The following is a 14,164-nucleotide window of genomic DNA, read 5'->3' on the forward strand; positions in this document are numbered from 1 at the left end:
GGCACTTGAAAATTACAGGAGGGTCGATGTCGTCAAGAGTATTGGCAGTATGGAGTCCGGAGGACGCAACATTCTGGGAGGATCAGGGGAAGGCGGTCGCCTATCGAAACCTCTGGATCTCGATCCCCGCCCTGTTCCTCTCATTCGCGGTATGGATGGTCTGGAGCGTGGTGGTGGTGAACCTGCAGTCGATCGGCTTCGCCTTCGACGCGGACAAACTCTTCTGGCTGGCGGCGCTTCCCGGGCTCTCCGGCGCCACCCTGAGGATCTTCTACTCCTTCATGGTCCCCATCTTCGGCGGCAGGACCTGGACCACGATCAGCACCGCATCCCTTCTCATCCCGGCGGTAGGCATCGGCTTCGCCGTGCGCGACCCGAGCACGAGCTACACGACCATGCTGCTGCTCGCCTTCCTTTGCGGCCTGGGAGGGGGGAACTTCGCGTCCAGCATGTCCAACATCAGCTTTTTCTTCCCGAAATCGCTGAAGGGAACCGCCCTCGGTCTGAACGCAGGTCTCGGCAACCTGGGGGTCAGCGCCATGCAGTTCCTGGTGCCTATCGTCATCACCACAGGGACCTTCCGCTCGCTCTGCGGCGACCCACAGCTCTGCGTCATCAAGGGGACGGCGGAGTCGGTATGGATGCAGAACGCGGGCTTCATCTGGGTCCCCTTCATCGTGCTCGCCACCCTCGCCTCCTGGTTCGGCATGAACGACATCGCAGATGCGAAAGCGTCCTTCAAGGAGCAGTCGGTCATCTTCAAGCGCAAGCACAACTGGATCATGTGCTGGCTCTACCTCGGCACCTTCGGCTCCTTCATCGGCTACTCGGCCGGTCTGCCGCTTTTGATCAAATCCCAGTTCCCCGCCGTCAGCCCGACCCAGTACGCCTTCATCGGTCCGCTGCTGGGCGCGCTGTTCCGTCCGGTCGGCGGCTGGATCGCGGACAAACTGGGCGGCGCACGGGTCACCTTCTGGAACTTCATCGCCATGGCGGCGGCCGCCGGCGGCGTGCTGTACTACCTTCCGAGTCAGGGAAACCCCGGCAATTTCTGGGGCTTCCTCGCCATGTTCATCCTGATGTTCGTAACCACCGGGATCGGCAACGGCTCCACCTTCAGGATGATACCGGTGATCTTTTTGACCGAACGCCAGCGTGCCGCTCAGGGTGGCGGTCCGAAGGCGCAGGCCCAGGCGACGGCCGAGGCGGGCAAGGAAGCGGCGGCGGTTCTAGGCTTCTGCTCGGCGTTCGCAGCCTACGGGGCCTTCTTCATACCCAAGGCCTTCGGCAGCTCGATCACCCACACCGGGGCCCCGCATCTCGCCCTGTACGGCTTTCTCGCCTTCTACCTGAGTTGCCTGGCTCTTACCTGGTACTGTTATTCGCGGAAAAACGCAGACATGCCTTGTTGAGGCAAGCGCTGTGAAGGGAACGGGGAAGCGTGGTAACTTTCCCCGGGGTATCAAGCAGAGTTGAGGCGGGGCGACGGCAACGGCGCCGTTCCCCGCCGCCCGCCGGAGGGTTACATGATCCTGCAACTTCTCATACCGATGCTTTTTTGCACCCTGCTGGTGGCGCTATTGTACTCCTGCGTCGGCCACGGCGGCGCATCCGGTTACATCGCGGTACTCGCCTTGTTCAGCGTGTCGCCCGAGGTCTTCAAGCCGACCGCGCTCACCCTGAACCTCTTGGTCGCCGGGATCGCCACGTGGTCGTTTTTCCGCGCCGGGCATTTCTCGTGGCGGCTTTTCTGGCCTTTCGCCGCGACCTCGATCCCGTTCAGTTTCCTGGGCGGTTACCTCACCCTCCCCGCCCATATCTACCGGCCTCTGGTCGGGGTGGTGCTGTTACTTTCCGCGTCGCGTCTTTTGCTGCAGAAAAACGCCGCCCCTGTCCGCACCACTCCCCCGTCCCTGCCGGTCGCTCTCGTCATAGGGGCCGCGCTCGGGCTTCTCTCCGGCCTGACCGGAGTCGGCGGCGGCATTTTCCTGAGTCCCCTGCTGCTGCTCTGCAAATGGGGCGAGCTGCGGGAGGTATCAGCGGTCGCCGCCCTCTTCATCCTGGTGAACTCCTGCGCCGGGCTGCTCGGGCACTTAAGCGGCGTACAGGCGATACCGAGCTACGCGCCGCTCATGGCCGGAAGCGCCCTTCTGGGCGGCGCCGTCGGTTCGCTTTTGGGCAGCCGTCACCTCCCCGTTCCCACCATCATGCGGGTCTTGTCGCTCGTACTCACCATCGCGGGATTCAAGCTGTTGCTGGTGTAACCTATAAGCCCGTCCATTCCCCTCTCCCGGAGGGCGAGGGGGTGGACAGGCATCTCTATTCCGGTTAAACAGTAGAGGGTATCAATTCACCCTCTCCCTCCGGGAGAGGGCCGGGGTGAGGGCAATGCCACGAGCTACGCATTCAAAACTACCTGATAATGTGCGTGAGTTCGCGAGGCACCTCAGGGTAAGCCAGACCGATGCGGAAAGTCTGCTCTGGCTACTCCTCAGAAATCGTAGGTTTGGCTACAAGTTTCGAAGGCAGCACCCAGCAGCTGGATATGTCCTCGACTTTTTCTGCTGCGAGGCCGGCCTATGCATCGAACTCGACGGAGGGCAGCACAACCGATTGCATGCAGCGACCTCTGACCATCAAAGGACAAAGGATCTGGAGAAACATGGCATTCACGTGATCAGATTTTGGGATGACGAAGTGCTTAAACAGACGGAAGCTGTGTTGGAAAGGATCTATCAAGAGTTGCAAGCCAGGACTCATCGCACATAAAACCACTGCCCATAGTCCATACCCTCTCCCTCTGGGCGAGGGTGGCCGGAGGCCGGGTGAGGGCGTCGCCCACGGCAACATCCAGCCACTCCCAGCGCCCTCACCCCTGCCCCTCTCCCGGAGGGAGAGGGGGGGGACTAAAACAGGAAAATCAGGAAGAGCACGCCTGCGGCGATGCGGTAGATGCCGAAGGGGATGAAGGTGTGGCTGGTGACGAACTTTAAAAGGGCCTTGATGCCGATCACGCCGAAGATGAACGAAACGACGAACCCCACGGCGATGTTCTGCCAGTCTCCCATGTGGAACACGGAGTGGTTCTTGTAGATGTCGTAGCAGGTGGCGGCAAGCATGGTGGGAAGCGCGAGGAGAAAGGAAAATTCGGCAGCGTCCTTGCGGTCGAGCCCGCAGACGAGCCCCCCGATGATGGTGGCGCCAGAACGCGAAACGCCGGGGACCATGGAGAGGCATTGCACGAGACCGATGATGAAGGCCTGCCGGTAGGTGACTTCGTCAAGGGTGTGTGTGGTGGCCGGGCGGTCCTTCATCCAGAGCTCTATGACGATGAAAGCGATGCCGCCGGCGATCAGCATGTAGCTCACCAGGGAGGGCTGGAAGAAGGACTTGACCAGTTTGTAGAGGAGAAACCCGATGGTGCCGGTGGGCAGGAAGGCCCAGCAAAGCTTCTTGAGCAGTTCCGGGCGGGCGAAGAGCTGCTTTCGGTACACCTCGACGACGGCGAGCATCGCCCCAAGCTGGATGACCACCTCGAACACCTTGTGCGCATCGGACTGCGGCAACTTCAAAAGCGTGGAAGCCAGGATGAGATGCCCGGTTGATGAAATGGGAAGAAACTCGCTCAGTCCTTCCACGATGCCAAGTATGATCGCGTCGAAAATCCCCACGGAAAACACTCCTCGTACTGCAACTGCAGTCGCTGGTAATCAAAGCGAGGTACCATACCCCATCATCTTCCCCTTGTAAAGGAGCCCGTGACTCGAGCCTGATCCTTTGAGGAAAAGCCCACTGAGGCCAACAGCATGTGATTATTGTTTTTTGAAAAAGGAGCGTGGCATGCTAGGATGCCGAGGTTTGAAGCGCTGCTGTAAAAGAGCGCGCCCAAAGTTGATTTAAACCTAAATGAAATGAGGCTTGGGAACTGTGATAGGCAAAGATGAAGTACCGGCGTTGGAAAGCGACAGGATCGCTACCTGGATCATTCTCATTTCAACACTGGCGTATATCGGCATCTATACATGCCTTAGTTTCTACGCCCATCCCGCCGCTGACGATTTCAATTTTGCCAACAAGCTGATCGAGGAAGGCTTCCTCAAAAGCCAATATTCCACGTACCTGACCTGGAGCGGGCGCTACACCAGCACGGCGGTCATCAGCGGCTTCATCGCCGGGTTCGATCTGTTACGGGGCTTTTGGCTGTTACCGCTGTTTCTGATCGTTACGACGGGCGCATCGTTCGTCGCGCTGGCGCACTCCATCTGGAAGGAGAGCAAGCCGACGCTTTCTGTTTGGTGCTATGGCCTGGCGCTTACCGCGCTCTACTTGTCCGGCCTTCCCTCCACGTCCGAAACTGTCTACTGGTTGGCCGGAGGGATCAGCTACCAGTTGGGAAACTCCCTGTATGTCCTGCTGCTGGCGGCCTTGATCAAACTGCACCGCGGTGAGGGGGGCACCAGGCTCATCGTTGCCACCGGTTTACTGGTACTCGTCATCGCAGGACTGAATGAGACCATCATGCTGCTGCAGTCGATGTCTCTCGCAGTCGTGGCGACATACGCCTTCGTACGAAAAACTCCCCAACGCTACCGCCTTTTGATGTTTACCCTGACCAGCCTTGTCGGGGCGGCAATCGTCGCCGCCGCACCGGGGAACGCGGTCCGTTCCAGTTACTATCCCGCAGCGCATGACATAGCCTTTTCCATCAAGGAGTCGATACGCTGGTCCGCAATCAGGTTCTTTTCCTGGGGAAAGTCGCCGGTCATGTGGCTGGCAACTCTGCTTTGGGTCGCCGCAACAGCTTCACACATACCGAACACCGCATCTCGTTCGAGCTTCAAGAGCAGCGCTTTTGTGGCGCTGTTATGGCTGTCGACTTTGACCGCCCTGTTCTTCCCTGCCTTTTGGAGCATGGGCTACGCTCCGCCGAACAGGACGCTCAGCATCAACTACATGTTGTTTCTGATCGGCTGGTTCCTCATGGTCAGCTTCGGCACTTCGTTACTCTCCATAAGGAAATCCGTTTTTTCCAAAAGTTTCCTTCGCTTCATCGCCGTGGTCTTCGCCATATGCCTCTTCACAACCGGCAACGGCGCCAGGGCGCTTAAGGATCTGGAAATCGCCCCCGAGTACTCGAAGCAGTTGAACGAGCGCTACAAAAAGATCGAACAGCATCGCGGGCAGGCCGCTGAACTAAAGGTACCGGTACTGTCGGAAAATCCGGGCACGATCTTCTCAGCCGACATAACAACGAAAAAAGACGACTGGAAAAACGTGTCGTATGCCCAGTATTTTCACTTGCAGGCAATAGCGACGACCTACAAAAAGCTGTAAGACGCTTTCCTTTAGAACAAGCGGCCGATCCCTTTGTGAAACGGCCTCAGGCGCTGAGCTTTTCGTAAGAGGCGTACAGGGTGTTCTCCTCGCTGCGCAGCCTCCTCGATATGGTCGCGAAGAGCCGGCCGAGCGCCCTTGCGAACTCGATGTCGATGGGAGCGTCGTCCGCCGCGTACTTTTTGAAGAAGGCGATGGCGTTACCTGAGATCTCCTCCATGTCCTTCGCGTAGAAATCGACGGTGCGTTTGAGCGCCTGGTCCGTCTGCGCGGCACGGTTCAGCACCGGGTAAAGCTGGGTGTCTTCCTTCCTCAGGTGGGCGAGCAGCGTGTTTTGCGCCGCAACGAGGATCCTGTGCGCTTCCTTGTTGGTGATGGTGGTATCCTTCACGCGATTGAGCATCGCCTCGATTTCCACGTGGTCCCTCTTCAACTCGTCGATCAACCTTGCCATGAGCCACCTCTCCTTGTCTGTCCTGCACCTAGATCAGAACGTTTGCTTTGTATGATCGGAGTATAGGCCAGGACGGAAGGCTGCGGCTTGATGCAGGTCAAGAAATAAAGGAATCGCTGAGGGCCGTGCGGATGCGTTTGCAGAGGAAGGCAAAGGCGTAGCGCCATGCGGAGCCGGTAAGCCGGAAAAGTCCCGGTGCCGTGAAGAGTCCGGGAGACAGTATCCCCCTGGCGAGGAAGTTGACCGCGCAGACGCCAACCCAGCGTTCCACCAGCATCCGGGAGAACTGTGGTTCGGGGTAGATGCCGCGGGCGTCGTTCGCGTTTTTCAGCTTGCAAAGCCAGGCGTCGATCCTGGCGAGCTGTTCGGGGACGGGAAGGTTCTGGACGGGAAAACGGACGGGGCGGGTCAGGGCGCTCAGCATCTGGTGAACCTCGAACTCCTCAGGAGTCGGATCGATGCCGAGCTCACGCAGCAGGGCGCGGCGCACCCGGCCCGAGGATTCCATCTGCTGCTGCGCATGCACGCTGGTGACCTGGCCGGCATGAAGCCGGTAGTGCAACAGGACTTCGGGGATGTTGGCGAAGCGGCAATACCTGAGCGCCTCGGCCCACAACCTGAAATCCTCGGCATGGCGGAAGTCGGCATCGTAGCGGAGGCCGTGCTCCTCGAGAAGCCTTTTGCGCAGGATCACCGTCGGGTGCCCCACCACCGGGTTGAAGAGGGTGCCGCACCTGATGCTGTCGTGGTCGCAAGCACAGCGCGTCGTCCTGCGCACGCGCTCGCCGAACTCGAGGTACCACACACCGCAGACGCCGACCTCGGGGTGGGCCTCCATGAAGTCGACCTGCCGTTGCAGCCGCTCCGGGAGGCTCACGTCGTCGCAGTCCATGCGCACGATATAGGCGCCGCGGGCAAGTTCGATGCCGCGGTTCAGGGTCGCGATAAGGCCGAGGTTTTTGCCGTTGCAGACGAGCCTTACACGCGGATCGACGAAGCTTGCGACGATGTCTTGGGAACCGTCGGTCGATCCGTCGTCGATCACCAGGAGCTCGAAATCCTTGAAGGTCTGGGCAAGGATACTCTCGACCGCCTCGCGCAGGAACACCTCCCCGTTGTAGACCGCCATCAGCACCGTCACCGCCGGGTGGCCCGACGCCGCAATAGTCACATCTTTCTCCCATCTGTTAATACGCAGGCCTAAAGACCTGTCAGCGAGCCCGATTGATCCGACAGAGCCGGATCTTACCGGCAAAAACCGACAACTTCAAACACAAATTAGTTGCAAGACCTGACGGTAAAGTGCTTTCAGAGAAGTTCCACAAAAAGCTTCTTTTGCACTATGGCCAAAAGGGGTCGCTTCATGATAATATGCCCGGGATATTTGACCGAAGCAGGTACTATGAAAGACACCCCTCAAACCATCGTCTCCCCTTCCCCGCCGACACCTGACTCTCCTCGCGGAAATCCCTTGTCGACATAGCTTAGATTTCTCCGATCAGCGCATTTTTGCGGCTGCAAAAATAATACTGATGACTCCGTCATAAAGAGGTGAAAACATGAAATCCGTATTGGTAACCGGCTCAGCAGGACTCATAGGTTCGGAAGTAGCGACTTTTTTCCATGGTCAGGGCTTTACCGTACACGGCATCGATAACAACCAGCGGGCCGTCTTTTTCGGCCCCCAAGGCGACACCCAGTGGAGTCTCAAGCGGCTGCAAACCGCGTTGCAGAACTACCGTCACCACGCCGTCGATATCAGAAACCGCGACGCGATCCTCAATCTGGTCAAGGAACTCAAACCCGATGTCATCGTGCACGCGGCGGCACAACCGTCCCACGACCGTGCCGCGGATATCCCCTTTGACGACTTCGACACCAATGCGGTCGGTACACTGAACCTCCTGGAAGCGGCACGCAGGGCCTGCCCCGAGGCTCCCTTCATCCACATGTCGACCAACAAGGTGTACGGCGACCTCCCGAACACCATCGCTCTCAAGGAACTGCCGACGCGCTGGGAATACGATGACCCGGCGTACGCGAACGGGATACCGGAAACCTTTTCCATCGACCAATCCAAGCATTCGCTCTTCGGCGCATCAAAAGTCGCAGGGGACGTCATGGTTCAGGAGTACGGCCGCTACTTCAACATGCCCACCTGCTGCCTGCGCGGCGGCTGCCTGACCGGCCCCAACCATTCCGGGGTCCAGTTGCACGGCTTTCTCAGCTACCTTGTCAGGTGCAATCTCGAGGGGATCGAGTACCGCATCTTCGGCTACAAGGGGAAACAGGTCCGCGACAACATCCACTCCGAGGACGTGGCGCGCTTCATCCACGCCTTTTACAGCGCCCCCCGCTGCGGCGAGGTCTACAATCTGGGTGGCGGCAAGAACAATTCCTGCTCGATTCTGGAGGCCTTCGAACTGGTTGAAGGCTTCAGCGGCAAGAAGCAGATTTACAACTATGTCGACGAGAACCGCATCGGCGATCACATCTGCTACTACAGCGATCTCACCAAAATGAGATCCCACTACCCGTCCTGGGACATCACGAAGACCCTCACTGCGACCATCGAAGAGATCGTCGCGTCGTGGCGCAACAGGCTGGTGTGACAGAGCAGGGAGGCAGGCAATCGTGATAGTAGTCAAACTGATGGGCGGACTTGGCAACCAGATGTTTCAATACGCCGCCGGGCGCGCCCTGGCCCACGCGAACAAGGACGTGCTCAAACTCGATCTGAGCCACTACAGCAACCCTCCACCTGGGTGCGTCCCGAGAAAATACGAGCTCTACAACTTCAACATAAAGCCCGAGTTCGCCACGGATGAAGAACTGCAGCGTTTCGGTCGCCACGGTTCCCCCAAATGGCTGTTCACCCGGGCCAAACAGTTACTCGGCCGCGTGCAACCATGCTACCTGACGGACCGCGACATCCGGTTCAACCCGCGCTTTAAAAAGGCCACCGGCGACGTTTATCTTGACGGGTACTGGCAGTCCACGAGGTATTTCGCGGAAATCGAGGGGACGATCCGGACCGAACTGCAGCCTGCCGTTTCCGGTGCCGGTCACGTCATGAAGCTTTGGGAGGAAATACAGGGATGCAATTCGGTCTGCGTGAACGTGAGGCGCGGCGATTTCGTCACCGACAATTTCCTTGGTTGCCTCGGCATCGACTACTTCCGCAGGAGCCAGCAAGTGATGGCACAGTCGCTGCCCGACGTCAGGTACTTCGTGTTCTCGGACGACATCCCATGGTGCGAAGAACATTTCGGGAAGGATCCCTGCACTACTGTGGTCTCTCACGACTACGCCGGTCCGGACTTTATCGACTATCTGTTCCTTATGACGTCGTGTAAGCACTTCATCATCCCCAACAGCAGTTTCGCATGGTGGGCCGCCTGGCTGTGCGCGAACCCGTCCAAGCGTGTCATTGCGCCGCTAAGGTGGTTCAACGACACAACGGTCGACACCTCGGACATCGTGCCGGGCACCTGGCAGCGCATCTAAGGGAGTCTCAGTCTCTCCCCTGCCCCTTGCCTGCCTGGCCCAACGACGCTAAGGCCTCAAGCCAGGCATCCAAAAGGGGCATCTCCTCTTCCCCGATCAGGCCAAGTTCCACGAAGGCGCGGTAGCACGACCTCAAGTTGTCGGGCATGTGCGAGTCTCCCGTCGCGAGTTCGAGACCCGCCAGCGCCTTGCAGATCTTGACGTTGTTCAAGTAACCGGGCACTTCGTCCTTGAAGTCCCTCAGCAGATCATGCTCGTTGCGCTCCTGGTACACGGTCGGCCCGTGGAACAAGACGCCCCAGCCGTTGGCCCAGCAGATGCGCTGCGCGATGAAGCTGCGCCAGATGTCACACATGCGGAAACTGCAGTACGAGGGAATGTAAAGAAGGGGAAAGGCTTCCCTGAACCAGGTGGTGTTCTGGCTGTTGAACGAGGTCCAGCTACCCTCCCCTATCGCCACCTGCGCGGCGGCATCGAAGCGTTGCGGCAACTCACGGGTGAGACGGTAGATGGCATCCACGTCCGGGTTGTCGTCGGCCAGCCCCTGCTGAATCGGACAGACGATTTCCCTCTGCGCGCTCGTCTGAAGATCGGGAACCGGTGCCTGGATCTCCTCGAGCGGAAACCCCCGCGGCCAGATCATGGCGTCGGTGAAGTACCGGTAGACGTTGACCCACCCCCCATCACGTACAAGCGGGACCCGATGCACCCGCCCCTTCTCCAGCCAGAACGACTCCCTCGGGAAATTGTCGTCGTCGGTCTCGATGATGGTGTGCGCACCCCGCGCCATTGCGGCAAGATACCCCAGGTTCTTCCGCGCGTAGTGGCGCTCAGGAAGAAGCGAGGCAATCCGCAACGGCATCCGCCTTTGGCTATCCAGACTAAGGAATTGGCAGCCGCCGAGAGAGAAGTCAGCGGGAGACTTGGTGTCCCCGACGACGAAGAAATCGATTCCGTGGCGCAGACATCCCTCGGCGCAAGCCCTGAGCGCAGGGTTAGGCGCGGAAATGGAAGTGATAACGAGCGCGGTGTCAGTCATGAGCGCCTCCCTTGAGGATTTGTGTTATACGTGCCATGTATCCGGGCAGAGTCACATGCTGCAGCCACCAAGGCACGGAAGGCAGTGGATTTGATTCAAGAAAGCCCGAGATAGTAATGCACATATCTGACGGCCTTGGAACTGAACTCAAGCAGCAGGTACAGCGGCGTGCTGCGGTAGTAGTTTTCCATATTCCATATGCTGTTTGGCATGCCGATGAACATGGCGAGGAGCAGTAGTTCCCCCCGTGAGCGTCCCGCCAAGGCGTCCGCCGACGCAACCACTCTATTGGGGATGAACCTGCGCGGCAGGAGCAGTACTTGTGCGGCAGGGGGGGGGACCAGCAGGTACAAAATGAACGAGGTTGTTACCCAGAAGAAGATCCAGCGTCCATAATCGAAGCCAAGTATGAACAGCGGAGAAACAGCTAGAAGCTGCAGCAGCAGAAAGCTGCAAAGGCTCGATCGCTCTTCAGCCACCACATGCCGGGGTTGATTGTCTGAGGCGCCTAGCCGGTGGATATTAACCGACACGATGAATATCGAGACGATGATGATGAGCCATGCGATAGGTGCGTAGATCCCGTCGTTGAAGTTGGCCAGTTGTTTTGCGGAGAAGCTCACCCCCTTCTGCAGACTCCAGGAAATCCCATCGATGGCAGAGGGTATGGCAGTGGTCGCGTTTTGGTCCTGAAACGGAAATGGAACGGGCTTCCATGACTCCCAGATGGCGGACGCTATGCCAACAGTGCCCTTGTTGTAGAGTACAAGAAGGAAGGCAGCCAGACCTGGAGAGAGTTGCAGTGCCGAAATAAAGGCAGCCTTGACAGGACGCCCCACCTCACGAAGCACCCGCTGCTGGTAGTTAAGCAGCAACAGCACCGGTACGGCCCAGAAACCGACCGACTCGTGGACGAGCAAGGCGAAAACAAGCAGGAGGTTGATGCCGATTGCTTTTCCCCGGATATCGATCACCGTCAGACGAACCATGCCGATGAAAAGCCATATGAGCAGGAGATCCTTGCGCGCCCAGAAATTATTTAGCACAGGAGCGCCGAGCAGGAAGACGAACGGCAACAAAAACAGCGGCAATCCGGCACGCCGAAAGGATCGGTAGAAAAAAACGACCAAAGCGACATACAGACAGAAACAGGCAGACAAAATGACGTAATAAGGGCTTAGGCCAAAACGGTAATACGAAATGAGCAGCAATTCACCGATCAAGCCTCTCCGTACAAAGCCTCCCTGGTAGTTGATCAGCCATTCTGTTATCTGCCAACTTTCCTTGTAATAGCCGGTCAATATCCGTTCGGCGAGTTTAAACGCAAGGATTATAGGGAAGAGTATTCCAATCGTTCTGGCAAAGTAATTTCGCATTGTATTTTCGATTTACCATGCCCCGTCATCCCCCAAGTGGCGGACTGGCGTGCGGTATGAGGCAGGTGCGCCTCACTGAATGACGACGGGTTTCCCGGTCAGACGTTTCAAGAAATAGTAGCCAAGGACAGCAAAAGAATTGTAGATGGCTCTGCGGGAAACGCGTGGAGAAGGCGCCCGGTATCGGATAGGAACCTCTACATGGCTGAAGCTGCGCATCAGATATCTGACCTCGGTCTGATAAAAGTGCGCCTTGGAGAGAAGCTCATATCCCAGAAGTTTTCCCAGGACCCCAGCATTAAACCCCTGAAACCCGGAGGTCATGTCGTAGAGCCTGCTACCAAGAAGCAGGTTCGCCAGGAAGGTCCCCCCGCGGGAGAGCACCCTGCGGTTCAGCGGGGAGTCACCGATAGAACCGCCGGTGATAAAGCGGCTGCCAAAGACGCAGTCGTAGCCCCGGCCGAAGGCATCCAGAAAGATCGGGATTGCCCTCGGGTCGTGTGACAGGCCTGCGTCCATCTCGATGATGAACTCGTGACCGGCACGGAAGGCCTCTTGGTAACCACGCAGGTAAGCGTCCACCACATTTCTTGTTTCCGGGGCCCAAACCGTGATGAAACGCCCGTCCTTTTGCGAGAGTTCCCTGCATAACTGTAGCGTACGGTCTTTCGAAACCTGGTCGACGATGAAGTAGACGGCGCCAGAGGCGAGCTGGTCCAGGATCTTCACAAGTTCAACAGTGAAGATCTCGAAGTCCGGTTCTTCGTTGGCCATCGGGACGATTACGGCCCAGTTGCTCGTTTGGATACAGTCCATTGCGACGAAGGAACCCCCTTGATGTCATGCGCGCCCCCACTCACCGGCCGGTGAGACAAAGGCGGAAAAAACTGAATTCGCTGCCTTGCCGTCAGCGGGAGCACAGGTGCATTAAAACACTTTAATTGCCGAGATTATCTATACAGAAAAAGCGACGGATCTGCAACTATCAGTCATCATTGCCATCATTACCGTCTACGAGACGGTGCGCCTCGCTGAGCAAGTCAGCCATGTTTTGTCGATCGGCCTTTATCCCGTCTGTGAAATAAGGAGAGCATGGCCCACGGAACAAACAGCAGGTACCAGAGCACGTAATTCAGGTGGAGGTGGATGTATGAGTGCCCTTTCGCCAGAATAAACCAAGAAAGCGGGGCCAAGGCCGAGACCACCAGTGTGCAGGAAAGAGAAGAGTCACGTCGCCACAGGCTTGCCACACCGGCCAGCAGAACAAACAGGGGAAAGGCCACACCCCCGAAGGCCTTGTACGCAACGAGAGACGTCCGCAGGGGACCAATCCCCAAGACCGCTCCCTTCAGCGCCGCCAGGGTCATCTTTTCCGTCACATCTTGAACGGTGACGTATTCCCGCCAGGTGGGTACGATGCGGTCTTCCCAGGGAAGAAAGTGCGGCATGTGCAGATAGCGCCCAACGAGAAGAAGCGGGCTGCACGTCAAAGATGCACCGTAGTTCTTCTTGTATCCCTCAGAGCAGGCATCGACATCGGGCGCATTTCTGCAAGCCTCGCGCGCCAAGGCATCGACATCGCCGGTGGCCAGCCTCTTCCTGGCGATATCAGCCACCCGCTCGTACTGCAGCCCCTGTCCGTGACCGAGCTTTCGCACGTGAATCGTGGCCGCGACTCCGAAGGCGAGCAAAGCGGTGATGCCGAACAACACGGTCTGCACCGCAGCGCGTTTCCCGTCAAGCCGCAAACGGCTCGCGTAATAGGCCAGCGGGAGAAAAGCGGCCAGTACGATAGTCGTGATATACTCGTAGCCACAGAGAAATTTCATCAACAGGCTGGCGAAAAGCAGCAACAGCAGCACCAGAAAACGCCGCGGCGAGTGCAGCGCGCACTTCCCGTAAGCTAAGCTGACCAAGGCCGGAAGGAACCAGGTTGCCTCCACCCAGTAAAGGTTTCGCGCGAAAATTACCACCCACGGGCTGAACACGAGCACTGCACAAAAGCAAAGCGATCCACGCAGGGAAAACTCCCGCGCGAGCACGACGAAGAAGCCGGCCACCACGAGCGCCATGAACATGGCGCACGCCGACTGCAGGAACCTGACGTCTTCGTTCAACGCCGCAAGCCAGGACCAAAGGATGAGCTGCAGGCCGTACTGAGACTGGTATTCAGTAAACTCTCCGCCCCTGTTCTTAACCGCGTAAAGCTCGTGAGCCAGAAGGTCCTGGCTCTTTAGGCCGGGGCGGTCGTACTTCCCAAGGGTCAGGGTGCCGTCCTGCGCGCGGCCGTGCAGGAGGCCGTCGAGCACAAGCCGTTCCGAATCGAGCTGGTGCTCGATGAAGAGGGTGTCGGAGGTCACCTTGAACGCGTTGAAGCCGTAGGAAAAAAAGGCGGCTGTGGCAACGAGCAGGGCAAGATGCAGAATTCTGAAGTCGGGCGAGGTAAGTTTCATC

The 14,164-nt window shown here is 58.2% G+C and carries 13 protein-coding genes; 6 read left to right on the plus strand and 7 right to left on the minus strand.

All coding sequences use genetic code 11. The features are described from left to right. Positions 1–26 precede the first annotated feature (26 nt). The 3 genes from D6Z24_RS08335 (at position 27) to D6Z24_RS22000 (ending at position 2,769) form a co-directional block, all read left to right on the plus strand. Positions 27–1,412 (plus strand): NarK family nitrate/nitrite MFS transporter, encoded by a 1,386-nt coding sequence (locus D6Z24_RS08335; RefSeq protein WP_129126130.1) that lies wholly within the window; start codon positions 27–29, stop codon positions 1,410–1,412. Positions 1,413–1,526: 114 nt separating this feature from the next. Then, positions 1,527–2,264, plus strand: a complete 738-nt coding sequence (locus D6Z24_RS08340; protein WP_129126131.1) for a sulfite exporter TauE/SafE family protein — start codon at positions 1,527–1,529, stop codon at positions 2,262–2,264. Positions 2,265–2,388: 124 nt separating this feature from the next. Beyond that, positions 2,389–2,769, plus strand: a complete 381-nt coding sequence (locus D6Z24_RS22000) for a DUF559 domain-containing protein (protein WP_129126132.1) — start codon at positions 2,389–2,391, stop codon at positions 2,767–2,769. Positions 2,770–2,906: 137 nt separating this feature from the next. On the opposite strand, the gene D6Z24_RS08350 is transcribed toward D6Z24_RS22000, so the two are convergent. Then, positions 2,907–3,671 carry an undecaprenyl-diphosphate phosphatase gene (locus D6Z24_RS08350; protein ID WP_129126133.1) on the minus strand — a complete coding sequence of 255 codons (765 nt, stop codon included), beginning with the start codon at positions 3,669–3,671 and terminating at the stop codon, positions 2,907–2,909. A 256-nt stretch (positions 3,672–3,927) separates the two neighbouring features. Between D6Z24_RS08350 and D6Z24_RS08355 the strand changes: the two genes are divergently transcribed. After that, positions 3,928–5,334 (plus strand): DUF6056 family protein, encoded by a 1,407-nt coding sequence (locus D6Z24_RS08355; RefSeq protein ID WP_129126134.1) that lies wholly within the window; start codon positions 3,928–3,930, stop codon positions 5,332–5,334. A 46-nt stretch (positions 5,335–5,380) separates the two neighbouring features. Here the strand turns inward: D6Z24_RS08355 and D6Z24_RS08360 are convergent, their stop codons facing one another. After that, positions 5,381–5,788: a hemerythrin domain-containing protein gene (locus tag D6Z24_RS08360; protein ID WP_129126135.1), complete on the minus strand. Its 408-nt coding sequence runs from the start codon at positions 5,786–5,788 to the stop codon at positions 5,381–5,383. Positions 5,789–5,885: 97 nt separating this feature from the next. Next, entirely contained in the window at positions 5,886–6,959 is a 1,074-nt protein-coding gene (locus tag D6Z24_RS08365) for a glycosyltransferase family 2 protein (protein ID WP_129126136.1), read from the minus strand. Between the two features lie 388 nt (positions 6,960–7,347). On the opposite strand from D6Z24_RS08365, the gene D6Z24_RS08370 reads away from it, so the two are divergent. Then, positions 7,348–8,400 (plus strand): NAD-dependent epimerase/dehydratase family protein, encoded by a 1,053-nt coding sequence (locus D6Z24_RS08370; RefSeq protein WP_129126137.1) that lies wholly within the window; start codon positions 7,348–7,350, stop codon positions 8,398–8,400. Between the two features lie 22 nt (positions 8,401–8,422). Next, positions 8,423–9,295, plus strand: a complete 873-nt coding sequence (locus D6Z24_RS08375) for an alpha-1,2-fucosyltransferase (RefSeq protein ID WP_129126138.1) — start codon at positions 8,423–8,425, stop codon at positions 9,293–9,295. A gap of 7 nt (positions 9,296–9,302) precedes the next feature. Here D6Z24_RS08375 and D6Z24_RS08380 read toward each other — a convergent pair whose 3' ends face one another. From D6Z24_RS08380 to D6Z24_RS08395, 4 genes are all read right to left on the minus strand, one after another. After that, positions 9,303–10,334, minus strand: a complete 1,032-nt coding sequence (locus tag D6Z24_RS08380; RefSeq protein WP_129126139.1) for an STELLO glycosyltransferase family protein — start codon at positions 10,332–10,334, stop codon at positions 9,303–9,305. Positions 10,335–10,429: 95 nt separating this feature from the next. After that, positions 10,430–11,710, minus strand: coding sequence for a hypothetical protein (locus D6Z24_RS08385; RefSeq protein WP_129126140.1), 1,281 nt, complete (start codon positions 11,708–11,710; stop codon positions 10,430–10,432). A 72-nt stretch (positions 11,711–11,782) separates the two neighbouring features. Then, complete coding sequence (locus D6Z24_RS08390; protein ID WP_198419529.1) at positions 11,783–12,526, minus strand: glycosyltransferase; 744 nt, start codon at positions 12,524–12,526, stop codon at positions 11,783–11,785. 224 nt (positions 12,527–12,750) lie between these two features. After that, entirely contained in the window at positions 12,751–14,163 is a 1,413-nt protein-coding gene (locus D6Z24_RS08395; RefSeq protein ID WP_129126141.1) for a hypothetical protein, read from the minus strand. Position 14,164: the final 1 nt, after the last annotated feature.

Origin of the sequence: Geomonas oryzae (assembly GCF_004117875.1) — a bacterium.
Lineage (GTDB): Bacteria > Desulfobacterota > Desulfuromonadia > Geobacterales > Geobacteraceae > Geomonas > Geomonas oryzae.